Origin of the sequence: Kitasatospora sp. NBC_01266 (assembly GCF_036242395.1) — a bacterium.
In the GTDB taxonomy this organism is placed as follows: Bacteria; Actinomycetota; Actinomycetes; order Streptomycetales; family Streptomycetaceae; genus Kitasatospora.
Window position 1 is genome coordinate 92,651 of the sequence record NZ_CP108459.1, and the last position, 26,644, is coordinate 119,294.

Consider the following 26,644-nt stretch of genomic DNA (forward strand, 5'->3'; position numbering starts at 1 on the left):
GGTACGCATCTGCGTGTCACGTGCTCTTTGGGTGTGGTGAGGTCGAGGCGGGTTGAGGAGGAGGGGTGCGGCGGCGGGAGCGTCGGTGCCGGGCGGATGGGGCGATCACGCCGCCCGAGCGGCTGGCTGCTGTGTGAGACATTTCAGTTTGTCCCGGACCGCAATCCCCGGCCGAAAAAGCGTTCGGCTCGGGATTCGCTCGGCGAGCGGCAAAGTACCGCTCGAAACGCTAACAGGGCGGTCCACCCCTGCCCACCCCTAGTTCCCCTAACTTGACCCCGAAGTCCTCGGTACTGCGCGGGTTCCGCCAGGCTCAGGGGTGGGCGCCCGCCCGGCGGCGAAGTAATTTGCCAGATATCTCGGTCCATCATGAGCTCGTCGAATGCGGGTGCCGGCTCGATGCGGCGTCCGAAATACCTGCCGCGCGGCGCAGGGAAAACCAAATCTCGTTTCGGCGCAGTCGAAAGGCATTGGAGGGGTGTGCTCGGTGAGCAACGAGGAGAGGCTTCTCGAATACCTACGCCGGGCTACCGCCGATCTGCGCGATGCCCGCGCCCGGCTCGCGGTAGCGGAACAGCAGATCTCCGGCGAGCCGATCGCCGTGGTGGGCATGGCCTGCCGCTACCCCGGCGGGGTCGACTCGCCGGAGGGGCTCTGGGAGCTGCTGGAGCAGGAGCGCGACGGCGTCTCCGCGTTCCCGACCGACCGCGGCTGGGACACCGAGGGTCTGTACGACCCGGAGCCGGGCAAGCCCGGCCGGACGATCACGCGTGAGGGCGGTTTCCTCTACGACGCGGGCGACTTCGACGCCGCGCTGTTCGGTATCTCGCCGCGCGAGGCGCTCGGGCTGGATCCGCAGCAGCGGCTGCTGCTGGAGACCTCCTGGGAGGCCATCGAGCGCGCCGGCATCGACCCGCACAGCCTGCGGGAGAGCAAGACCGGTGTCTTCGGCGGCGTGATGTACCACGACTACGCGCAGGGCACCGAGGCCTCCGCCTCCACCGGCGGCAGTCTGGTGACGGGTCGGGTGGCGTTCAGTCTGGGGCTGGAGGGTCCGGCGGTCACGATCGACACGGCGTGCTCGTCGTCGCTGGTGGCGGTGCATCTGGCGGCGCAGTCGTTGCGGTCGGGTGAGTCGACGCTGGCGTTGGCCGGTGGTGTGACGGTGATGACCGAGCCGGACATGTTCCTGTACTTCAGCCACCAGCGGGGGATGGCCGCCGACGGCCGCTGCAAGTCCTTCGCGGCTGCGGCGGACGGGACGGGCTGCTCGGAGGGTGTGGGTGTGGTGGTGCTGGAGCGTCTGTCCGACGCCCGGCGCAACGGCCACCCGGTCCTTGCCCTGGTGCGGGGTTCGGCGGTGAACCAGGACGGTGCGTCGTCCTCGATGACGGCGCCGAACGGGCCTTCGCAGCAGCGGGTGATCCGCGCGGCGCTGGACAGCGCGGGGCTGACGATCGCGGACGTGGACGCGGTGGAGGCGCACGGCACCGGCACCAGGCTCGGTGACCCGATCGAGGCGCAGGCGGTGCTGGCCACCTACGGGCGGCGTGGCGCCGATGCCAAGCCGCTGTACCTGGGTTCGCTGAAGTCCAACCTGGCCCACACCCAGGCCGCGGCCGGGGTGGGCGGCATCATCAAGATGGTCCTGGCGCTGCGCCATGGCCTGCTGCCCAAGACGCTGCACCTGGACGAGCCGACCCCGCACGTGGACTGGGAGGCCGGCAACGTCGAGCTCCTGCGCGAGGCCGTGCCGTGGCCGGCCGGCGAGCAGCCACGCCGCGCGGGCGTCTCCTCCTTCGGCCTCAGCGGCACCAACGCCCACGTGATCCTGGAGGAGGCTCCGGTCGAGGAGGCGGCGGAGGCCGCCGAGCACGTGGAACTGCCGGTGCTGCCGGTGGTGGTGACGGGCCGCACGCCGAAGGCGCTGGCCGACCAGGCCGCCCGGCTGGGCGCGCAGGTCGCCGAGCAGCAGGACGTGTCGCTGACCGACCTGGCGTACTCCACCGCGACCAGCCGCACGCCGCTCGAGCACCGCGCGGTGGTGGTGGCCGGGGGGCGTGAGGAGTTGCTGGCGGGTCTGTCCGCGCTGGTGGAGGGTGTGGGGTCGCCGGGTGTGGTGACCGGGTCGGTGCGTGAGGGCAAGTCGGCGTTCGTGTTCACGGGTCAGGGTGCGCAGCGGCTGGGGATGGGCCGTGAGTTGCACGCGGCGTTCCCGGTGTTCGCTACCGCGCTGGACGAGGCCGTGGCCGCGCTGGACGAGCACTTGGACCGGCCGCTGAAGGATGTGATGTGGGGGGAGGACGCGGAGCTGCTGGCCGGCACCGCGTTCACCCAGCCCGCGTTGTTCGCGGTGGAGACGGCGTTGTTCCGTCTGGTGGAGTCGTGGGGGGTGCGGCCGGACTTCCTGGCCGGGCACTCGATCGGTGAGCTCACCGCCGCCCACGCCTCCGGCGCGATCACCCTGGCCGACGCCGCCCGCCTCGTCGCGGCGCGTGGGCGTCTGATGCAGGCGCTGCCCGCCGGTGGTGCGATGGCCGCGCTCCAGGCGACCGAGGCCGAGGTGCTGCCGCACCTGAGTGACACGGTCGGGATCGCGGCGATCAACAGCCCTTCCTCCGTGGTGGTTTCGGGTGTCGAGGCGGATGTCGAGGCGATCGTCGCCGAGTTCACCGCCCAGGGCCGCAAGACGACCAAGCTGCGCGTCTCGCATGCCTTCCACTCCCCGCTGATGGACCCGGTCCTCGTCGAGTTCCGCGCGGTCGCCGAGAGCATCGGCTACCAGCAGCCGGGCATCCCGGTGGTGTCCGGTGTCCACGGCACGATCGCCGAGGACTGGGGCACCCCCGAGTACTGGACCCGCCACCTGCGCGAGGCCGTCCGCTTCGCCGACACGGTGACGTTCCTCCACGAGCGCGGTGTCGAGACCTTCCTGGAGCTCGGCCCGGACGCGGTCCTGACCGCGCTGGCCGCCCAGAGCGTGGGCGAGGCCGAGGGCACCACCTTCATCCCCACCGTCCGCCGCGGCCGCCCCGAGGCGCAGACGCTGCTCGCCGCGCTCGGCCGCCTGTTCACGGCCGGCACCCGGATCGACTGGACCGCTTTCTACACCGGCACCGGCGCCCGCCGCGTCGACCTGCCCACCTACGCTTTCCAGCGCGAGCGCTACTGGATGCTCGGCCAGCTCGCCAAGGACGGCGACGCCGCCGGACTCGGTCTGGGCCGCGCCGACCATCCGCTGCTCGGCGCGGTGCTCTCCGCCCCCGACGGCGACGGCTTCACCTTCACCGGCCGCCTCGCCCTGGACACCCACTCCTGGCTGGCCGACCACGACGTGCTGGGCACCGTGCTGCTGCCCGGCACCGGCTTCGTCGAACTCGCCCTGCACGCCGGCGAACACACCGGCAGCCCCACCCTGGAAGAACTCATCCTCCAGGCCCCCCTCGTGCTGCCCGACCACGGCGGCATCGCCCTGCAGGTCACCGTCGGCTCCGCCGACGACCTCGGCCGCCGCCCGGTGCGCATCCACTCCCGCGCCCAGGACGCGCTGCCCGACACCCCCTGGCAGCTGCACGCCGAAGGCCTGCTCAGCAGCGAGCCCGTCACCCCCGCCACCGACCTGACCAGCTGGCCCCCCACCGGCGCCACCGAGCTCCCGGTCGAGGACGCGTACGAGGCGCTGCACGGACGCGGCTACGCCTACGGTCCGGTCTTCCAGGGGCTGAAGGCCGCCTGGCGCCAGGGCGACACCGTCTTCGCCGAGGTCGAGCTGCCCGAGCAGGCCCACGAGGACGCCGACCGCTTCGGCATCCACCCCGCCCTGCTCGACGCCGCCCTGCACGGCTCGCTGCTGGAGGACGGCGCGGCCGAGCAGGCCGGGAACGGCGAGCGCGGGGTCCTGCTCCCGTTCGCCTGGAAGGGCATCCGGGTCCACGCGGTCGGTGCGACGCAGCTGCGGGTGCGGATCGCGCCGCTGGGCGCCGACGGCATCGTGATCGACGGCGCGGACGGCGCGGGCAACCCGGTGTTCTCCGTCGAGTCCCTGCTCTCGCGGCCCGCCGCGGTGCCGGCCGCCGCCGAGCCGTCCGGCGGGGCGCTGTTCGCCGTCGAGCTGCGCGCGCTGCCGGTGGCGTCGGCTCCCGCCGCCGTCTCCTTCCGCCGGTGGGCGGAGTACGACCGTGCCGAGCCGGTGCCCGAGGTGCTGGTGCTCGACTCGGCCGCGCCGGACACCGCGGCGGACGAGTCCACCGCCGCGCTGGTCCACCGGGTGCTGACCAAGGCGCTGACGGACCTCCAGGAGTGGCTCGCGGACGAGCGGTTCGCCGACTCCCGCCTGGTCGTCCTGACCCGTGGCGCCGTCGCCGTCGCCGGCGAGGAGGTCGCCGACCTGCCCGGTGCGGCGCTGCGCGGCCTGATGCGTGCCGCGCAGGCCGAGAACCCCGGCCGGATCGTGCTGCTGGACCTGGCAGGCCAGGCCGCCGCCGACCTCACCGCCGACACCCTCGCCGCCGTGCTCGCCGCCGACGAGCCCGAGGTCGTGCTGCGCGACGGGGTGCTCTCGGCGCCCCGGCTGACCCGCGCCGCCGCCGGGACGACGGTGGCGGAAGAAACGATTCGCTTCGACGGCTCCGGCTCCGTCCTGGTCTCCGGTGCCACCGGCACGCTGGGCCGCCTGGTGACCCGGCACCTGGTCACCGAGCACGGCGCCGGTCGCCTGCTGCTGGTCAGCCGGCGCGGTGCCGAGGCCCCGGGCGCCGGTGAACTGGCCGACGAGCTGGCCGCGTTGGGCGCCGAGGTGATCTTCGCCGGCTGCGACCTGGCGGATCCGGCGGCCACCCGCGAGCTGCTCGCCGCCCACGACGTCTCGGCGGTCGTCCACCTGGCCGGAGTGCTCGGCGACACCACCATCGGCTCGCTCACCCCCGCGCTGCTCGACCAGGCCCTGCGCCCGAAGGTCGACGCGGCCTGGAACCTGCACACGCTGACCCGGGACGCGCGGCTGAGCGCGTTCGTCCTCTTCTCCTCGGTCGCCGGTGTGCTCGGCAACCCCGGTCAGGGCAACTACGCGGCGGGCAACGCCTTCCTGGACGCCCTCGCCGCGCACCGCCGCGCGCTCGGCCTGCCGGGCCAGTCCCTGGCCTGGGGCCTGTGGGCCACCGAGAACGCCGACGGCACGGTCAGCGGCGACGGCATGGCCGACGAGCTGCACCAGGCCGACCTGCTGCGGATGCGCCGCTCCGGGATCGCCGCGCTGCCCGCCGACCAGGGCCTGGCCCTGTTCGACGCCGCCCTGGGCTCGGCCGCCGCACTGCTGCTGCCGCTCGCCCTCGACCTGGCCACCCTGCGCGCCGCCGACGACCTGCCCGCCCAGTTCCGCGAGCTGGTCCGGCGCCGGGCGCGCGCGGCGGGCCGTCCGGGAGCCGCCCGCACGGCCGGCGCCGGCGACCGGCTCGCGGCGCTGCCGGCCAAGGAGCGCCGCCGCGCCCTGCTGGAGCTGGTCCGCGGCCAGGTGGCGTCCATCCTGGGCCACGGTTCGACGGCCGAGGTCGGTCCGGACCGGGCCTTCAACGAGCTCGGCTTCGACTCGCTGACCGCGCTGGAGCTGCGCAACCAGCTCACCGCCGCGACCGGCCTGCGGCTGACGCCCACCCTGGTCTTCGACCACCCGAGCGCCGGCGCCGTCGCCGACCACCTCGACACGCTGCTGGCCGGCGCCACCGCCGCCCCGGTCGGCGCGGCCCTGGCCCCGGCGGTCGCCGCGGACCAGGACGACCCGATCGCGATCGTCGGCATGGCCTGCCGCTACCCCGGCGGGGTCCGCTCGCCCGAGGAGCTGTGGCGCCTGGTCACCGAGGGCACCGACGCCATCTCGGAGTTCCCGACCGACCGCGGCTGGGACCTCGAGGGTCTGTACGACCCGGAGCCGGGCACCCCCGGCAAGGTCTACGTGCGCCACGGCGGCTTCCTGCACGACGCCGACACCTTCGACCCGGCCTTCTTCGGCATGAGCCCGAACGACGCGCTGACCACCGACCCGCAGCACCGGCTGCTGCTGGAGGTCGCCTGGGAGGCGCTGGAGCGCGCCGCGATCGACCCGGCCGGGCTGCGGGCCACCCCCACCGGGGTGTTCGCCGGGATCATGTACCACGACTACACGGGCAACAGCGCGGCCGGTTCGCTCGGCTCGGGCCGGGTGTCCTACACCTTCGGCCTCGAGGGCCCCTCGGTGACGGTCGACACGGCCTGCTCCTCCTCGCTGGTCGCCCTGCACCTGGCCGCGCAGGCGCTGCGGTCGGGGGAGTGCCCGCTGGCCCTGGTCGGCGGCGTGACGGTGATGGCCTCCACCGAGACCTTCGTGGAGTTCTCGCGCCAGCGCGGCCTGGCCAAGGACGGCCGCTGCAAGTCGTTCTCCGCCGCCGCCGACGGCGCCGCCTGGGCCGAGGGCGTCGGTGTCCTCGTGGTCGAGCGGCTCTCCGAGGCGCGCCGCAACGGCCACCAGGTGCTGGCCGTCATCCGGGGCACCGCCGTCAACCAGGACGGCGCGAGCAACGGACTGATGGCGCCCAACGGCCCCTCGCAGGAGCGCGTGATCCGGCAGGCCCTGGCCAACGCGGGCCTGACCGTCGCCGACGTCGACGCGGTCGAGGCGCACGGCACCGGCACCGCGCTCGGCGACCCGATCGAGGCGCAGGCGCTGCTGGCGACCTACGGCCAGGACCGGGGCGAGGCCGAACCGCTGTGGCTCGGCTCGATCAAGTCCAACATCGGCCACACCCAGGCCGCCGCCGGCGTGGCCGGCGTGATCAAGATGGTGCAGGCGATGCGCGAGGGCGTGCTGCCCAGGTCGCTGCACCTCGACGAGCCCTCGCCCAAGGTGGACTGGGCATCCGGCAGCGTCCGGCTGCTCGACCGGAGCCAGGCCTGGCCCGAGACCGGCCGTCCGCGCCGCGCCGGCGTCTCGTCCTTCGGCATCAGCGGGACCAACGCCCACGTCATCCTGGAAGCCGTCGAAGCCGTCGAGGCCACTGACGCCGTCGACGCCCCCGAGCCCGCCGCCCGCCCGGTCCCGTGGATCCTCAACGCCCGCGACACCGACGGACTGCGCCGCCAGGCCCGCGAGCTGCTCGGGCACCTGGACACCGTGCCCGACGCCGCCCCGCGCGACGTGGCGTACTCGCTGGCCACCGCCCGCACCCCGATGGAGTACCGGGCCGCGCTCACCGTCACCGACCCCGAGCAGGCCCGCCGCGACCTGGCCGCGCTGGCCGCCGGGACACCCGGCGCCGGCTCGGTCGCCCGGGCCGACACCGGCGGCCTGACCGCCTTCCTCTTCTCCGGCCAGGGCGCCCAGCGCCCCGGCATGGGCCGCGAGCTGCACGCCGCGTTCCCGGTCTTCGCCGAGGCCTTCGACGCCGCCGTCGCGGAGCTGGACCGGCACCTGGACCGGCCGCTGCGCGAGGTCGTCTGGGGCGAGGACGCCGAGCTGCTCAGCCGCACCGCCTACACCCAGACCGGACTGTTCGCCTTCGAGACGGCGCTGTTCCGGCTGCTGGAGTCGTGGGGCGTGCGGCCGGACTTCCTGGCCGGCCACTCGGTCGGCGAGATCACCGCCGCCCACGTCAGCGGCGCGCTGTCGCTGGCCGACGCGGCCCGGCTGGTGGCCGCGCGCGGCCGGCTGATGCAGGCGCTGCCGGCCGGTGGCGCGATGACCGCCGTCGAGGCCACCGAAGAAGAGGTGCTGCCGCTGCTGACCGGGCAGGTGAGCATCGGCGCGCTCAACGGGCCGCGCTCGGTGGTCGTCTCCGGCGCCGAGGACGCGGTGCGGCAGCTCGCCGACCACTTCACCGCCCAGGGGCGCAAGGTCTCCCGGCTGCGCGTCTCGCACGCCTTCCACTCCCCGCTGATGGAGCCGATGCTCGCCGAGTTCGGCGAGTTCGCCGCGGCCCTGACCGTCGGCGCCCCGCACACCCCGGTCGTCTCCAACGTGACCGGCCGGGTGATGACCGCCGAGGAGATCGCCGACCCGCAGTACTGGGTGCGCCACGTGCGGCAGGCCGTCCGGTTCGCCGACGGCGTGCGCGCCCTCGGCGAGGCCGGGGTCACCGCCTACCTCGAGGTGGGCCCCGACGCGGTGCTGGCGGGCCTGGGCCCGGCCTGTGTCGCCGACGGCCAGGCAGCCGGCCCGGACCCGGTGTTCGTGGCGCTCGCCCGCCGCGAGCGCGACGAGGAGCAGACCCTGGTGGCCGGCCTGGCCCGCGCCCACACGGCCGGTGTCCCGGTCGACTGGGCGGCGTTCTTCGCCGGGCGCCACGCCCGCCGGATCGACCTGCCCACCTACGCCTTCCGGCGCGAACACTTCTGGGCGCTGCCCGAGCAGACCGGCGGCGACGCCGGCACGCTCGGCCTGGACGCGCTCGACCACCCGCTGCTCGGCGCGGTGCTGCCCGCCCTCGGCCAGGGCGGCGCGACCCTGACCGGCCGGCTGACCCGCACCGCCCAGCCCTGGCTGGCCGACCACGACCTGCTGGGCACCGTCGTCCTGCCGGCCGCCGGCCTCGTGGAGCTGGCCCTGCGGGCCGGCGCCGAGTTCGGCTGCGACCGGCTGGCCGAGCTCGCCGTCGAGGCCCCGCTGGTGCTGCCCGAGCAGGGCGGCGTCCCGCTGCAGGTGGTCGTCGGCGCCCCGGGCGAGGACGGCAGCCGCCCGGTGAGCGTCTACACCCGGGTCCCGGACAGCGCGGACGAGGACGCCTGGGTCCGGCACGCCCAGGGCGTCCTGGACCACGCCGGTGCGGCCCCGCTGCCCGACCTGGCCGCCTGGCCGCCGGCCGGCGCGGAGCCCGTCACCGTCACCGACGCCTACGAACGGCTGCTCGCCCGGGGCCACGGCTACGGGCCGGTCTTCCAGGGCCTGCGGGCGGCCTGGCGGCGCGGCGGCGACCTGTTCGCCGAGATCGCGCTGCCCGAGGAGCAGCAGGCCGCGGCCGCCCGCTTCGTGCTGCACCCCGCGCTGCTCGACGCCGCCCTGCACCTGGAGATCCTGGGCGACGAGACGGCCGCCGGCCCGCTGACCGCGTCGGCGTGGTCCGAGGTCCGGGCCCACCGGCCGGGCGCCACCGCCCTGCGGGTGCGGATCACCAGGGACGAGCAGGGCCTGGCGGTGCTGCACGCGGCCGACCAGGACGGCGCCCCGGTGCTGTCGGCGGGCGCGGTGCGGCACCGGGCGGTCTCGGCCGCCGAGCTGCGCACCGGCGAGCCGGCCGGCGCCCTGTACCGACTCAGCTGGTCCTCGACCGAGGGCGGCATCCCCGTACCGCAGGACGCCTTCGAGGTGTTCGACTGCCCGGTGCCGGACGAGGCCGACAGCGCGGTCGCCGCCGACGCGGTGGCGCGGGCGGTGCTGGCCCGGCTGGCCGAGCACCTGGGCGCCGGGCAGGAGCGGCGCGCACCGCTGGCCGTCGTCACCCACGGCGCCGCCGCGGTCCGCCCCGACCAGAGCCCCGACCTCGCCCAGGCCGCCGTCTGGGGTCTGGTGCGGGCCGCGCAGAGCGAGAACCCGGGCCGCTTCGTGCTGGTGGACCTCGACGGCGCCGAAGCCTCCCGCGCCGCCCTGCCCGCCGCGCTCGGCACCGGCCTGACCGAGCTGGCGATCCGGGGCGGCAGCGTCCTGGCACCCCGCCTGGTCCGGGCCACCGCGCCGGACGCGGAGCGCTCCGCCCTGCCGGGCGGCACCGTGCTGGTCACCGGCGGCAGCACCCCGACCGGCGCCGCGGTGGCCCGCCACCTGGTCGCCGAGTACGGCGCCGACCACCTGCTGCTCACCCGCACCGCAGGGGGCGAACTCCCGGCCGATCTGGCCGAGTCGGCCAACGTCACCATCGCCGACTGCGACCCGGCCGACCGCACGGCCCTGGCGGCCCTGCTGGCGGCCATCCCCGCCGAGCACCCGCTGGTCGCGATCGTGCACACCAACGCGGCGGCGGTCGGCGGCCGGCTGACGGCCACCACCCCCGAGGCGCTGGCGGCGGGCCTGCGCCCCGGCGCGCAGGCGGCCTGGAACCTGCACGAGCTCACCCGCGACCGGGAGTTGGCCGCCTTCGTGCTGCTGACCTCGACCGCGGGCCTGATGCACGGCGCGGGCCTGGCCGCCCTGGCCGCCGGCGCCACCTTCCAGAGCGCCCTCGCCCGGCACCGCCACACCCTGGGCCTGGCCGCCACCGCGGTCGGCCACGGCCCGTGGCAGGCCGGTCCGGAGACCGAGGAGCAGCGGCAGTTGCTGGCCTCGCTGGGCCTGCCCGCCCTGGACGCCGAGCGCGGCCTGGCCCTGCTCGACGAGGCGCTGCGCACCGGTGAGCCGGAGCTGGCCGCCTTCGACCTGGACCGGGCCGCACTGCGCTCGCCGTCCGCCGGGCGGCTGCCCGCGGTGCTGTCCGGACTCGTCCGGGTCCCGGACCGGCAGGCCGAGCGCGGCGGCGCCGACGAGGCGCAGCGACTGCGCCAGCGGCTCGCGGGGCTGGACCAGAACGACCGGCTGCGGGTGCTGGTGGAGGTGGTCCGCACGCACGTCGCCGGACTGCTCGGCCACGCCTCCGCCGACGCCGTCCCCGCCGACCAGGCCTACCAGGGGCTCGGCTTCGACTCCCTGGCCTCCGACGAACTGCGCAGCCGGCTCGGCGCGGCCACCGGGCTCGCCCTGCCGGCCAGCCTGGCCTTCGACTTCCCGACCTCGCGCGCCGTGGCCGGCTACCTGGACTCCCTGCTGGAGCCGGCGGCCGACGACGCCACGCAGGTGCTGACCACCGCCCTGGACCAGCTGGACGAGGCCCTGACGGCCGTCGATCCCGGCACGGCGGAGACGGCTGCCGTCACCGCCCGGCTCGAAGCGGTGCTGCGCCGCTGGCAGGACCTCCAGAGCACCCGACAAGCCGCCCCGGAGCAGGACTTCGAAGGGGCTTCCGATGACGAACTGTTCGCGGCACTGGACCGGGAACTGGGGCTGACCTGAGCTGACCGCCCAGCCCCCGACCGGTACGAACCACCGCCTGCTGCAGATTGGTTGACCTCAGATGCCAGACCCAGACCAGGACAAGCTCCGCGACTACCTGCGGCGGGCCACCGCCGACCTGCAGACCGCCAAGCGGCGGCTGCGCGAGGCCGAGGCCCGCGAGCACGAGCCCATCGCGATCGTCGGGATGAGCTGCCGCTACCCCGGCGGGGTCCGCTCGCCCGAGGACCTGTGGGACCTGGTGGCCTCCGGCGGCGACGGCATCACCGGCTTCCCGCTCAACCGGGGCTGGGACGTGGAGGGCCTCTACGACCCCCAGCCGGGCACGCCGGGCAAGTCGTACGCCCGTGAAGGCGGCTTCCTGCACGAGGCCGACGCCTTCGACGCCGACTTCTTCAAGATCAGCCCCAAGGAGGCGCGGGAGACCGACCCGCAGCAGCGGCTGCTGCTCGAGACCTCCTGGGAGGCGCTGGAGCGCGCCTCGATCGACCCGCTGTCGCTCAAGGGCAGCCGCACCGGCGTCTTCGCCGGCGTCGTCTACCACGACTACCCCTCCGACGGCGGCACCGGCGGCCTGGGCAGCGTCGCCTCCGGCCGGATCTCCTACGTGCTCGGCCTGGAGGGCCCGGCGATCACCGTCGACACGGCCTGCTCCTCGTCGCTGGTCGCGCTGCACTGGGCGGTCAAGGCGCTGCGGGCCGGGGAGTGCACGCTCGCGCTGGCCGGCGGCGTCACCGTGATGGCCACCCCCACCTCCTTCGTCGGCTTCAGCCAGGAGCGCGGCCTGGCCCCCGACGGCCGCTGCAAGTCCTTCGCCGCGGGTGCCGACGGCACCGGCTGGGGCGAGGGCGTGGGCATGCTCGTGGTCGAGCGGCTCTCCGACGCCCGCCGCAACGGCCACCCGGTGCTCGCCCTGGTGCGCGGCTCGGGCATCAACCAGGACGGCGCCTCCAACGGCCTGACCGCGCCCAACGGCCCCGCCCAGCGGCTGCTGATCCAGCAGACCCTGGCCGGCGCCCAGCTCACCGCCGACCAGGTCGACGCCGTCGAGGCGCACGGCACCGGCACCACGCTCGGCGACCCGATCGAGGCGCAGGCGCTGCTGGCGACCTACGGCCAGGGACGTCCGGCGGACCAACCCCTGTGGCTCGGCTCGATCAAGTCCAACATCGGGCACGCCCAGGCCGCGGCCGGTGTCGGCGGCGTGATCAAGATGGTCGAGGCGATCCGGCACGGCCTGCTGCCCAAGACCCTGCACGTCGACGAGCCCTCGCCCAAGGTCGACTGGTCGGCCGGCAACATCGAGCTGCTCACCGAGTCCATCGCCTGGCCCGACCGGGGGCACCCGCGCCGGGCCGCGGTCTCCGCCTTCGGCCTCAGCGGCACCAACGCCCACGTCATCCTCGAGGCGGCGCCCGAGCCGGGCGCGCCCGACGAGCAGCCGCCGGCCGGCGAGGGCGCGCCCGCGGCGGCCACCGAGGCCGCCATCATGGTGCCCGTGCCGCTGTCGGCCAGGACCGCCGAGTCGCTGCGCGCCCAGGCCGCCGCCCTGCTCGCCCACCTCGCCGAGCAGCCCGCCGACCAGCCGTCCGTCGCCGACCTGGGTCTCTCGCTGGCCACCACCCGCGCCGCCCTGGAGCAGCGCGCCGTGCTGGCCGTCGCCGACCGGGACGAGCTGGTCCGCGCGCTCACCGCGCTGGCCGCCGGCGACACCCCGGAGGAGGCCGCCCGGGCCACCGCCGAGCCCGACGTGCGCGCCGCCTTCCTCTTCTCCGGCCAGGGCGCCCAGCGCCTGGGCATGGGGCGCGGCCTGTACGCGGCCTTCCCGGTCTTCGCCGGGGCGCTGGACGAGGCGGCCGAGGCACTCGACGCGCACCTCGGCACCCCGCTGAAGGACGTGATGTGGGGGGACGACGCGGAGCTGCTGAACAGCACCGCCTTCGCCCAGCCCGCGCTCTTCGCCGTCGAGACCGCGCTCTTCCGCCTGCTGCACTCCTGGGGCCTGCGCGCCGACCTGCTGGCCGGGCACTCGGTCGGCGAGCTCAGCGCCGCGCACGTCGCCGGGGTGCTCACGCTGCCCGACGCCGCCCGGCTGGTGGCCGCGCGCGGCCGGCTGATGCAGGCGCTGCCGGCCGGCGGCGCGATGGCCGCGATCCAGGCCACCGAGGACGAGGTCCGCCCGCTGCTGACCGAGGGCACCGGCCTCGCGGCCGTCAACGGCCCCACCGCCGTAGTGGTCTCCGGCGCCGGGGAGACGGTGCGCGCCATCGCCGCCCACTTCGCCGAGCAGGGCCGCAAGACCCGCGAGCTGCGCGTCTCGCACGCCTTCCACTCGCCGCTGATGGAGCCGATGCTGGCCGAGTTCCGGGCCGTCGCGCAGAGCGTGGCCTGGCACGAGGCCGCCCGCCCGATCGTCTCCAACCTCACCGGCCGGGCCGCCGAGCCCGGCGAGCTGCAGGACCCCGAGTACTGGGTGCGCCACGTGCGCGAGGCCGTCCGGTTCGGCGACGCGCTGCGCACCCTGGCGGCGGACGGCGTGCGGGTCTTCCTCGAACTCGGGCCGGACGCCGCGCTCACCCCGATGGCGGGCGACTCGCTCGGCACCGACGCGCTGGTCGCCCCGGTGCTGCGCCGCGGCCGCGACGAGGAGCGCACGCTGCTCGCCGCGCTCGGCCAGGCCTTCGCCCGCGGCTGCCCGGTGGACTGGCCCGCCTTCTACGCCGGCCGCGGCGCCCGGCGCGTCGACCTGCCGACCTACCCCTTCCAGCACCGCTCGTTCTGGGCCGACTCCGCCCCGGCCACCCCGGGGATGGCCGGCGCCCCGGCGACCGGCGGCGACGCGGCCGCCGACACCGCCTTCTGGGACGCCGTCGAGCACGCCGAGGTCGGCAGCCTCGCCGACCGGCTGGAGATCGGCGCGGACTCGCTGGGCGAGGTGCTGCCCGCGCTCGCGCGCTGGCGCCGCCACCACCACGATCTGCACACCCTGGACTCCTGGCGCTACCGGGTGGTCTGGCAGTCGGCCGCCACCGACGCCGCCACCCCGGTGCTCACCGGCAGCTGGCTGGTCGCCGTCCCCGTGCGGCTCGCCCAGGACAGCCGGATCACCGCCGTGCTGGCCGCCCTGGCCGCACACGGCGCCGCCCCGGAGACCGTCGTCGTCGCCGACCAGGACCGCGCCGCGCTCGCCGACCTGCTGCGCACCCGCACCCCGGCCGGCGTGCTCTCGCTGCTCGCCCTGGACGAGCAGCCGCACCCCGGGCACCCCGTCCTCAGCCAGGGCCTGGCCGCCACCATCACCCTGGTGCAGGCGCTCGGCGACGCCGCGAGCACCGCCCCGCTGTGGCTGCTCACCTCGCAGGCGGCGGCCGTGGCCGGCTCCCACGAGGTGACCGCGGTGGCCCAGACCCCGCTGTGGGGGCTGGCCGGCGGCCTCGCGCTCGACCTGCCGCAGACCTTCGGCGGCATCGCCGACCTGCCCGCCGAGCTCGACGAGCGGGCCGCCCGGCAGCTGTGCGGCTGGCTCACCGGAGCCACCGGCGAGGACGCCGTCGCGATCCGGCCGCAGGGCCTGTTCGTCCGGCGCCTGGTCCGCGTCCCGGTGGGCGACCAGGCCCCCCGGCGCACCTGGCAGCCGCGCGGCACCGTCCTGATCACCGGCGGCACCGGCGGCCTGGGGGCCCACGTGGCCCGCCGGCTCGCCACCGAGGGTGCGCCGCACCTGCTGCTCACCGGCCGCCGCGGCCCCGCCACCGCCGGGATCGACAAGCTGACGGCCGAGCTGGAGGAGCTGGGCGCGCGGGTCACCGTGGCGGCCTGCGACGTCACCGACCGGCAGTCGCTGGCCCGGGTGCTGGCCTCGGTGCCGCAGGACCAGCCGCTGACCGCCGTCGTGCACGCCGCCGGCGCCATGCAGCGCATCGCCCCGCTCACCGAGCTGACCCTGACGGAGTTCGCCGAGGTCAACGACGCGAAGGTGACCGGAGCGCAGCACCTGGACGCGCTGCTGGCGGACCAGCCGCTGGACGCCTTCGTGCTCTTCTCCTCCGGCGCCGCCGTCTGGGGCAGCGCCGGACAGGCCGCCTACGCGGCCGCCAACGCCCAGCTGGACGGCATCGCCCACCAGCGGCGCGCCCAGGGCCGCACCGTCACCTCGATCGCCTGGAGCTCGTGGGACGGCGGCATGGTCGACGCCGAGCTGGCGGCCATGATGCAGCGCATCGGCGCACCCGCGATGCGGCCCTCGGTCGCGGTGGGCGCGTTGCGCCAGGCCGTCGAGCACGACGAGAGCCACCTGGTGGTCGCCGAGTTCGACTGGGAGCGCTTCGTCCCCACCTACACCCTCGCCCGCCCGCGCCCGCTGCTGGACGCGCTCCCCGAGGTGCGCGCCGTCCTGGACGGCGCCACCGGCGCGGCGGCGGCCGGCGGCGGCTCCGCCCTGGTCACCGAGCTGGCCGGCAAGTCCGAGGCCGAGCAGCAGCGGGCCCTGCTGGACCTGGTCCGCGCCAAGGCCGCGAGCCTGCTCGGCTACGACTCCCCGGCCGAGCTGGAGCCGACCCGGGCCTTCGAGGACCTCGGCTTCGACTCCGTCGCCGCCGTCGACCTGCGCGACCGGCTCAACGAGGCGACCGGCGCCAGCCTGCCCAGCACCATGGTGTTCGACCACGCCAACCCCGTCGCCCTTGCCGACTTCCTGCGCACCGAGCTCTTCCAGGACGCGGCGAACGGCACGGACGTCCTCGCCGAACTGGACCGGTTCGAGGCGCTGGCCGACTCGCTGGACATCGAGCAGATCCGCAGCAGCCGGATCGCCTCGCGGCTGCAGGCCCTGCTCGGCCGACTCACCGACCCCCAGGGCGCCGGCGAGAACGTCCTCGACCAGCTCGAATCCGCCTCCGCGGACGACGTGTTCGCTTTCATCGATCAAGAACTCGGCCTGTCCTGACCGAGCACATCGCTGACACATTCACCAAAAAGGACTCGGTGGGATCCGACATGGCAAACGACGAGAAGATTCTCGACTACCTGAAGAAGGTCACGGCCGACCTGCACCAGACGCGTCAGCGGCTCCAGGACGTCGAGGCACAGGCCCGGGAACCGATCGCGATCGTGGCCATGAGCTGCCGCTACCCGGGCGGGATCAGCACGCCCGAGCAGCTGTGGGAGCTGGTGGCCGAGGGGCGGGACGCGGTGGCGGGCATGCCCACCGACCGCGGCTGGGACCTCGAGGCCCTGATGAACCCCGACCTGGACGCGGCCGGGGCCAGCTACGTCCACCAGGGCGGCTTCCTGGAGAACGCCGGCCTGTTCGACCCGGGCTTCTTCGGCCTCAGCCCGATGGAGGCCGAGGGCACCGACCCGCAGCAGCGGCTGGTGCTCGAGGTGTCCTGGGAGGCCTTCGAGCGGGCCGGCATCGACCCGCAGACCCTGCGCGGCGGCTCGGTCGGCGTCTACATGGGCTCCGGCATCCAGGACTACGGCGACTTCGACGAGGGCGTGCCGGAGGCCGTCGAGGCCTACATGGCCACCGCCCGCGCCGCCTCGGTGATCTCCGGCCGGGTCTCCTACGTGCTCGGCCTGGAGGGCCCCTCCTTCACCGTCGACACCGCCTGCTCGTCCTCGCTGGTGGCCATCCACCTCGCCGCGCAGGCGCTGCGCCAGAGCGAGTGCACGCTGGCCCTGGCCGGCGGCGTGATGATCATGTCGACGCCCTCCCCGTTCGTCGCGTTCAGCCACCAGAAGGGCCTGTCGCCCGACGGCCGCTGCCGCGCGTTCTCCGACTCCGCCGACGGCACCGGCTGGGCCGAGGGCGTCGGCGTCATCCTGCTGGAGCGGCTCTCCGACGCCCGCCGCAACGGCCACCCCGTCCTCGCGGTGATCCAGGGCTCGGCGATCAACTCCGACGGCGCCTCCAACGGCCTGACCGCGCCCAGCGGCCCCGCGCAGCAGAAGGTGATCCGCCAGGCGCTGGCCAACGCCCAGATCCCCGGCTCGCACGTCGACCTGGTCGAGGCGCACGGCACCGGCACCACGCTCGGCGACCCGATCGAGGCCCAGGCCCTGCTCACCACCTACGGCCAGGACCACAGCGCCGAACGACCACTTCGGCTGGGCTCCTTCAAGTCCAACATCGGACACGCGCAGGGCGCGGCCGGCGTCGGCGGCGTGATCAAGACCGTGATGGCGCTGCGCCACGGCCTGATGCCGCGCACCCTGCACGTCACCGAGCCCTCCAGCCACGTCGACTGGAATGCCGGCCACGTCAAGCTGCTCACCGAGGCCGAGCCCTGGCCGCGCACCGAGGACCACCCGCGCACCGCGGGCGTCTCCGCGTTCGGGCTGAGCGGCACCAACAGCCACGTCATCATCAGCGAGGCCCCCGAGGCCGAGCCCGCCGACGACACCGCCGAGCCCACCGCGGCCCCGCTCGCCTCGCCGGTGCTGCCCTACCTGCTGTCCGCCCGCGGCACCCAGGCGCTGCGCGGCCAGGCGGCCAAGCTCGCCGCCTTCGTCCGGGACGACGCCGAGCTCGCCCTGCCCGACCTCGGCCACTCGCTGCTCACCCGCCGCGCCGCCTTCGACCACCGCGCCGTGGTGCTCGGCGGCGACCGCGACGCCCTGCTGGCCGGCCTCGACGCGCTCGCCGCCGGCGACAAGTCGCCGGCCGTGGTGCGCGGCACCGCCCTCGGCTCCTCCCGGATCGCCTTCGTCTTCCCCGGCCAGGGCTCCCAGTGGGTCGGCATGGCCGTCGAACTCATCGAGTCCGCCCCGGCCTTCGCCGACCGGATGCGCGAGTGCGCCCAGGCCCTGTCCGCGTTCGTCGACTGGGACCTCTTCGACGTCCTGTACGAGCGCGACGGCGCCCCCACCTTCGCCGACGTCGACGTCGTCCAGCCGGTGCTGTGGGCCGTCATGGTCTCGCTGGCCGAGCTGTGGCGCTCCTTCGGCGTCCAGCCGGACGCCGTCGTCGGCCACTCGCAGGGCGAGATCGCCGCCGCCACCGCCGCCGGCGCCCTCACCCTGGAGGACGGCGCCCGCATCGTCGCCCTGCGCAGCAAGATCATCCGTTCCGGGCTGGCCGGCCTGGGCGGCATGATGTCGGTGCGGCTGCCCGCCACCGAGGCCGAGGCCCTGCTGCCCCGCTGGAGCGGCCGCCTGCAGCTCGCCGTCGTCAACAGCCCCACCTCGGTGGTCGTCTGCGGCGACGTCGACGCGCTCGACGAGCTGTACAACCAGCTCGAGGAGAGCGGCGTCCAAGCCCGCAAGATCCCGGTGGACTACGCCTCGCACTCGGTCTTCGTCGAGGAGATCCGCGACCGCGTCATCGCCGCCCTGGCCGACGTCGCCCCGCGCTCCACCCCGACCGCCTTCTACTCCACGGTCACCGGCACCCGCCTCGACACCGCCACCCTCGACGCCGACTACTGGTACCGCAACCTGCGCCAGACCGTGCTCTTCGAGGAGACCACCCGCCGCCTGCTGGACGACGGCTTCACCGCCTTCGTCGAGGCCAGCCCGCACCCCGGGCTGCTGGTCGGCCTGGCCGAGACCGTCTCCGCCGTCGGCGCCACCGCGGCCCCCATCGGCTCGCTGCGCCGCAACGAGGGCGGCCTGGACCGCTTCGTCGCCTCGCTCGCCGAGGCCCACACGCACGGCCTGCCGGTCGACTGGACGCAGTTCTTCGGCACCGGCGGCACCCCCGTGGACCTGCCGACCTACGCCTTCCAGCGCGAGCAGTACTGGGCCCAGGCACCCGCCGCCCGCGGCGACGTCGCCGCCGCCGGCCTGGAGCCCGCCGACCACCCGCTGCTCGGCGCGATCGTCAGCTCGCCCGACGGCGAGGGCTTCACCCTCACCGGCCGCCTCGCCACCGGCACCCACGGCTGGCTCGGCGACCACCGGGTCGGCGAGTCCGTCTTCTTCCCCGGCACCGGCTTCGTGGAACTGGCCGTCCGGGCCGGCGACCACGCCGGCTGCCCGAGCGTCGACGAGCTGACCCTGGAAGCGCCCCTGGTGCTGCCCGAGCGCGGCGGTGTCGCGCTGCGGGTGACCGTGGACGCCCCCGACCAGGCCGGCCGGCGCACCGTCACCGTCCACTCCCGGGTGGAGGACACCGGCGCGGCCTGGACCCGGCACGCGGTCGGCACCCTGAGCCGGACCGCCGCCGAACCCCGGACCTTCGACACCGCGCCGTGGCCCCCGGCCGGCGCCGAGGCCGTCGACCTCGACGGCTTCTACGCCGACATCGCCCGCGAGGGCCTGGTCTACGGCCCGGTCTTCCAGGGCCTGAGCGCCGCCTGGCGGGTCGGCACCGACATCTACGCCGAGGTGCAGCTGCCCGAGGGCACCGACGCCACCGGCTTCGGCCTGCACCCCGCGCTGCTCGACGCCGCCCTGCACACCGTCGCGCTGACCGGCGTGACCGGCTCCCAGGGCGCGCTGCCCTTCGCCTGGTCGGGCGTCTCGCTCGCCGCCGAAGGCGCCACCAGCGTGCGGGTGCGGGTCCGCCCGCTGGGCGAGGGCGAGGTCGGCGTGGACCTCGCCGACTCCGCCGGCGCCCCGGTCGCCGCCATCGACTCCCTGGTGCTGCGCCCGCTGACCGAGGACCTGCTCACCGCCGACCGGGCCCTGGTCCGCGACGCCCTCTTCCGGATCGACTGGCAGCCCGTCGCCCAGCCGCCGGCCGAGGGCCGCACCGTCCGGGCCTGGGACGCCCCGCGCGACACCGAGGTCGCCGACGTCGTGGTCTGGACGCCCACCCCGGGCACCGACGCCCAGGCCGCCCGCACCGCCGTGCACCAGGCGCTGGACGTGGTCCGGCAGTGGCTGGCGGACGAGCGCTGCGCGGCCTCGACCCTGGTGGTGCGCACCCACGGCGCCGCCGCGCTGCCCGGCGAGGACGCCGTGGACCTGGCCGGCGCCGCCGTCTGGGGCCTGGTGCGCTCCGCGCAGTCCGAGAACCCCGGCCGCATCGTGCTGCTCGACACCGACCCGCAGGCCGCCGCCGAGACCGCCGCCGCCGCCGTCGCCACCGGCGAGTCCCAGATCGCGGTGCGCGCCGGTGTCCAGCTGGCGCCGCGCCTGGTGCGCGCCGACAGCGACCCGGCGACGGCCCCGGCCGTGCCGGCGTTCGACCCGGACGGCACCGTGCTACTGGCCGGCGGCACCGGCACCCTGGGCAGGCACCTCGCCCGGCACCTGATCACCGAACACGGCGTCGGCCGCATCGTGCTGACCAGCCGGCGCGGCCCGGCCGCCGAGGGCGCCGCCGAACTCCTCGCGGAGCTGCGCGAGTTGGGCGCTGAGGCGGAGATCGCCGCCTGCGACGCGGCCGACCGCGACGCGCTGGCCGCGCTGCTCGCGCAGCTGCCCGCCGACCGCCCGCTCACCGGCGTCGTCCACCTGGCCGGCGTGCTGGACGACGGCATCCTCGCCTCCCTCACCCCCGAGCGGGTCGACGCCGTGCTGCGGCCCAAGATCGACGCCGCCGTCAACCTGCACGAGCTGACGGCCGGTCTGGACCTGGCCGCCTTCGTGCTCTTCTCCTCCGTCGCGGGCGTCCTGGGCAACCCGGGCCAGGCCAACTACGCCGCCGCCAACACCTTCCTGGACGCCCTCGCCGCGCACCGCCGCGCCCACGGCCTGCCCGCCCAGTCCCTGGCCTGGGGCTTCTGGGGCGAGGCCAGCGGCATGACCAGCGGCCTGACGGCCGACGAGCGCACCCGCATCGCCGCCCAGGGCGGCGTGCTCCCGATCGCCTCGGACGAGGGCGTGGCCCTCTTCGACGCCGCCCGCCGCGCCGGCGACGCCACCCTCGTCCCGGTCAAGCTGAACATCGCCGCCATCCGGGCCCAGGGCGCGAGCGCCCGCGAGGTGTTCCGGGCCCTCGCCCCGGTCACCGCCCGCCGCAAGGCCGGGGCCAAGGTCGAGACCGGCGGGCTGCAGCAGCGGCTGGCCGCCGTCGCCGAGGCCGACCGCGAGGCCGCCGTGCTCGAGCTGGTCCTCCAGCAGATCGCGGACGTCCTCGGCTTCAGCTCCACCCAGGCCATCGAACCCGAGCGGGCCTTCAAGGAGCTGGGCTTCGACTCGCTGCGCGCGGTGGAGTTCCGCAACGGGCTGGTCGAGGCGACCGGGCTGCGGCTGCCCGCCACCGTCGTCTTCGACTACCCCAACCCGCTGGGGCTGGCCCGCCACCTGCTCACCGAGATCTCCGGCCTGCCCGAGCAGGCGGCCGCGCCCGCCGCGGCCGCGCCCGTCACCGGCGACCCGATCGCGATCGTCGGCATGGCCTGCCGCTTCCCCGGCGGCATCGGCTCGCCCGAGGACCTGTGGCAGGCCGTCGTCGGCGGGGTGGACGTCATCTCCGGCTTCCCCACCGACCGCGGCTGGGACATCGCCCGGATCTACGACCCCCAGGGCCTGCGCCCCGACACCAGCTACACCGACCAGGGCGGCTTCCTGGACCACGCGGGCGACTTCGACGCCGACTTCTTCGGGATCAGCCCCAACGAGGCGCTGATCATGGACCCGCAGCAGCGCCAGCTGCTCGAGGTCTCCTGGGAGGCGCTGGAGCGGTCGGGCATCGACCCGCGCTCGCTCAAGGGCAGCAAGACCGGCGTCTACGCCGGGATGATGTACCACGACTACGCGCACAACGCGAGCACCGGCGGCATCGCCTCCGGCCGGATCTCCTACGTCCTGGGCCTCGAGGGCCCGTCGATGACGGTGGACACCGCCTGCTCGTCCTCGCTGGTCTCGCTGCACCTGGCGATCCAGTCGCTGCGCTCGGGCGAGTCCACGCTGGCCCTGGTCGGCGGCGTGACCGTGATGTCCGACCCGGAGATCTTCGTCGAGTTCAGCCGCCAGAAGGGCATGGCCGCCGACGGCCGCTGCAAGTCCTTCGCGGGTGCGGCCGACGGTGCCGCCTGGTCGGAGGGCGTCGGCGTGCTGGTGGTCGAGCGCCTCTCGGACGCGCGCCGCAACGGGCACCAGGTGCTCGCGGTGGTGAGCGGCTCGGCGGTCAACCAGGACGGTGCGTCGAACGGTCTGACGGCGCCCAACGGTCCCTCGCAGCAGCGGGTGATCCAGCAGGCGCTCGCCTCGGCCGGCCTGACCACGGCCGAGGTCGACGCCGTGGAGGCGCACGGCACCGGCACCACCCTCGGTGACCCGATCGAGGCGCAGGCGCTGCTGGCCACCTACGGCCAGGGCCGCGCCGAGGACAAGCCGCTCCGGCTCGGCTCGCTGAAGTCCAACATCGGCCACGCCCAGGCGGCGGCCGGCGTCGGCGGCGTCATCAAGATGGTGCTGGCGCTGCGCAACGAGCTGCTGCCGAAGACCCTGCACGTGGACGAGCCGACCCCGCACGTGGACTGGGAGGCCGGCAACGTCGAGCTCCTCACGGAAGCCGTCCAGTGGCCGGCCGGCGAGCGCCCGCGTCGCGCGGGTATCTCCTCGTTCGGCCTGAGCGGCACCAACGCCCACATCATCATCGAGGAAGCCCCGGCGGCCGCAGCCGAGGAGGCGGTCGAGCGCCACGAGCCGCCGGTCGTCCCGGTCGTGCTCTCCGGCCGCACGCCGAAGGCGCTGGCCGACCAGGCCGCCCGGCTGGGCGCGCAGGTCGCCGAGCAGCAGGACGTGTCGCTGACCGACCTGGCCTACTCCACGGTGACCGGACGCACGGCGCACGAGCACCGCGCGGTGGTCGTGGCCGAGAACCGCGAGGAGCTGCTGGCCGGCCTCTCCGCCCTCGCCGAGGGGAGCGGTTCGGCGGGTGTGGTCGCGGGTGGCCGGGTGGACGGCGCTACGGCGTTCGTGTTCACCGGTCAGGGTGCGCAGCGGCTCGGGATGGGCCGTGAGCTGCACGGCGCGTTCCCGGTGTTCGCTACCGCGCTGGACGAGGCCGTGGCCGCGCTCGACGCCTACCTCGAGATTCCGCTGAAGGACGTGATGTGGGGCGAGGACGCGGAGCTGCTGGCCGGCACCGCGTACACCCAGCCCGCGCTGTTCGCCGTCGAGACCGCGCTGTTCCGTCTGGTGGAGTCGTGGGGGGTGCGCCCGGACTTCCTGGCCGGGCACTCGATCGGTGAGATCACCGCCGCCCACGCCTCCGGTGCGATCGGTCTGGAGGACGCGGCCCGCCTGGTCGCGGCCCGTGGCCGGTTGATGCAGGCGCTGCCGGCCGGTGGCGCGATGGCCGCGCTCCAGGCGACCGAGGCCGAGGTCCTGCCGCACCTGACGGACACCGTCGGGATCGCGGCGATCAACAGCCCCTCCTCGGTGGTGGTTTCGGGTGTCGAGGCGGATGTCGAGGCGATCGTCGCCGAGTTCACCGCCCAGGGCCGCAAGACCAGCCGTTTGAAGGTCTCGCACGCCTTCCACTCCCCGCTGATGGACCCGGTCCTCGCCGAGTTCCACCTGGTCGCCGAGAGCATCACCCGCAGCCGGCCCACCATCCCGGTGGTCTCCGGCGTGCACGGTGAGGTGACCGAGGACTGGGGCACCCCGGACTACTGGACCCGCCACCTGCGCGAGGCCGTCCGCTTCGCCGACACGGTCACCCACCTGCACGGACGCGGCGTGACCCGGTTCCTGGAGCTGGGCCCGGACGCGATCCTGACCGCGCTCACCCAGAGCACCCTGGACAGCGACACCCCGATCGTCGTCGTCCCGACCGTCCGCAAGAACCAGCCCGAGGCGCAGACCCTCCTGTCGGCCGTGGCCCGCCTCTTCACGGCCGGCACCCGCATCGACTGGACCGCCTTCCACAACGGCACCGGCGCCCACCGCCTCGACCTGCCCACCTACCCCTTCCAGCGCGAGCGCTACTGGATCATCGCGAACCAGGGCGGCGGCGACCCCGCCTCCCTCGGCCTCAGCACGCTCGACCACCCGTTGCTCGGCGCGGTCATCTCCTCACCCGAGACCGACGGCGTGGTGCTGACCGGCCGACTCTCGACCGCCGTCCAGCCCTGGCTGGCCGACCACCGGATCGGCGAGGCCGTCGTCTTCCCCGGCACCGGATTCGTGGAGCTCGCGATCCGCGCGGGCGACGAGGTCGGCTGCCCGGCGGTGGAGGAACTGACCCTCGAAGCACCGCTGGTGCTGCCCGAGTCCGGCGGCGTGGCCGTGCGGGTGTCGGTCGGCGCGGCGGACGACGCCGACCGGCGGACGGTGACCTTCTTCTCGCGCGGCGACGAGGACGAGCCGTGGGTGCGCCACGCGACCGGCGTGCTGACCGCCGAAGCGGCGGCCCCGGCCCGGCAGTTCGACGCGGCGGTGTGGCCGCCGCAGGGTGCCGAACCGCTGGAGCTCGACGGGTTCTACGACGAGGTGGCGGAAGCCGGGCTGGTCTACGGACCCGTGTTCCAGGGGCTGCGCGCCGCCTGGCGGGTGGGTGACGACGTGTTCGGCGACGTGCTGCTGCCCGAGGGCGTCGAAGCCGACCGGTTCGGCGTCCACCCGGCCCTGCTCGACGCGGCGCTCCACCTGGTGGCGCTGTCCGGGGTGACCGGCGGTCAGGCGGCGCTGCCGTTCGCCTGGTCCGGGGTCTCCCTGGCGGCCGAGGGCGCGACGCGGCTGCGGGTCCGGGTCACCGCCCGGGGCGAGGGCACCGTGAGCGTGGACCTCGCGAACGCGGCCGGCCTGCCGGTCGCCTCGATCGGCTCGCTGGTGCTGCGGCCGCTCAGCTCGGTGGCGAACGCCACCGAGACGTCCGCCGCCCGGGACGCGCTCTTCCAGGTGGACTGGTCGCCGCTGGCGACCGGCGACCCGGTCGACGCGCTGTCGGTCGGTTCGTGGGAGTCGGCCACCGCACCCGGTGCCACCGTGCCGCAGGCCGTCGTCTGGGACGTGGCACCGGTGCCGGACACGGACGCCGCCGCCTTGCAGGACTCGCTGGCCACGGCACTGCGCACCGTCCAGGACTGGCTGGCCGATGACCGCTTCGAGGGCGCGACGCTGGTCGTCCGCACCCGGGGCGCGGTCGCCCTGTCCGAGACGCGGACCCCCGATCTGGCGGGTGCGGCGCTCTGGGGCCTGGTGCGCTCCGCGCAGTCCGAGAACCCCGGCCGGATCGTCCTCATGGACTCCGACACCGACATCAGCACCGACACCGACGCCGAGATCGCCGCAGCCGTGGCCTCGGGCGAGACGCAGCTCGCCGTGCGCGACGGCGTGGCCCACACACCGCGCCTGGTGCGCGCCCCGGCGGCGGCCGACGGAGCCCAGGCGTCGGCGTTCGCCCCGGAGGGCACCGTGCTGGTCACGGGCGGCACCGGCCTGCTGGGCCGCCTGTTCGCCCGGCACCTGGTCACCGAACACGGTGTCCGGCACCTGCTGCTGACCAGCCGTCGCGGCCCCGCCGCCGAGGGCGCCGCCGAGCTGGTCGCCGAGCTGTCCGCCCTGGGCGCCTCGGTCGAGGTGGCCGCCTGCGACACCGGCGACCGCCCGTCCCTGGAGCGGCTGCTGGCCGGTATCCCGGCCGAGCACCCGCTGACCGGTGTCCTGCACCTGGCGGGTGTGATCGACGACGGCATCCTCGCCTCCCTCACCCCCGAGCGGCTGGCGAACGTGCTGCGGCCCAAGGCCGCCGCGGCCCTGCACCTGCACGAGCTGACGGCCGGTCACGACCTGGCGGCCTTCGTGCTCTTCTCCTCGGCGGCCGGTGTCCTGGGCAACCCGGGCCAGGCCAACTACGCCGCGGCCAACGCCTTCCTGGACGCCCTCGCCGCGCACCGCCGCGCCCAAGGCCTGCCCGTCCAGTCCCTCGCCTGGGGACCGTGGGCGGGGGAGGAGGCGGCCGGCGGCATGGCCGGCGAACTGGCGGCGTCCGGCAGCGACCGGATCGGCCGCAGCGGCATCGAGGCCCTCTCCGCGAGCGCGGGCACCGAGGTGTTCGACGCCGCGTACGCCCAGGGCGCAGCCGCCCTGGTGACCATGCGGCTGAACCTCAAGGCGCTGCGGGCCGCCACCGACCTGCCGCCCCTGCTGCGTGCGCTGGCCCCGGCCCGCGCCCGGCGCCGGGCGCAGTCCTCGGCGGTCGACACGACGGCGTTCCGCAGCCGGATGGCGGCCCTGTCCGACCAGGCCCGCACCGACGAACTCATCGACCTGGTGAGGGCGCACGCGGCCGCGGTCCTCGGCCACTCCTCGGCCGCCGCGATCGGCAAGACCCGCGAGTTCAACGAGTTCGGCTTCGACTCGCTGTCCGCCGTCGAATTCCGCAACAGCCTCGCCGAGGCCACCGGGCTGCGCCTGCCGCCCACGCTGGTCTTCGACTACCCCAACCCCACGGCGGTCGCCGAGTTCTTCGCCGAGGAACTCCGCCCGGCGCAGGACGCGGGCAGCACCGGCGACGCGGTCGACCCCGACTCGGACGAAGGAAAGATCCGCCGGCTGCTGCAGACCGTCCCGATGTCCCGCCTGCGGGAACTGGGTCTGGTCGACACCTTGCTCCACCTTGCCGACGGACCGGCGGAGCACTCGGAGTCCACGCTCGTCGACGACGCGGAAGCGATCGACGATCTGGACGCCGAGAGCTTGATCAACATGGCGCTCGAAGGTCTCGGGCTCGACGAGACACAGGGAATGTGAGAGAAGCAGATGTCCAACTCTGATCAGAAGCTCCTCGACGCACTCCGG

General features: G+C 75.3%; 2 protein-coding genes and 1 pseudogene. All 3 read left to right on the top strand.

Annotated features, from left to right (window positions below; all coding sequences use genetic code 11):
* Positions 1 to 490 precede the first annotated feature (490 nt).
* Positions 491 to 11,002: pseudogene (locus tag OG403_RS36540) on the top strand (SDR family NAD(P)-dependent oxidoreductase); the annotation flags it as partial.
* Positions 11,003 to 11,099: 97 nt separating this feature from the next.
* Positions 11,100 to 15,947 carry a type I polyketide synthase gene (locus OG403_RS36545; protein WP_442911111.1) on the top strand — a complete coding sequence of 1,616 codons (4,848 nt, stop codon included), beginning with the start codon at positions 11,100 to 11,102 and terminating at the stop codon, positions 15,945 to 15,947.
* 50 nt (positions 15,948 to 15,997) lie between these two features.
* Entirely contained in the window at positions 15,998 to 26,596 is a 10,599-nt protein-coding gene (locus OG403_RS36550) for a type I polyketide synthase (RefSeq protein WP_329572900.1), read from the top strand.
* The last annotated feature ends 48 nt before the right edge of the window (positions 26,597 to 26,644 follow it).

Excerpts from the sequence above, each read along its gene's own strand:
- OG403_RS36550 (WP_329572900.1), top strand. The coding sequence starts at position 15,998 with ATGGCAAACGACGAGAAGATTCTCGACTACCTGAAGAAGGTCACGGCC.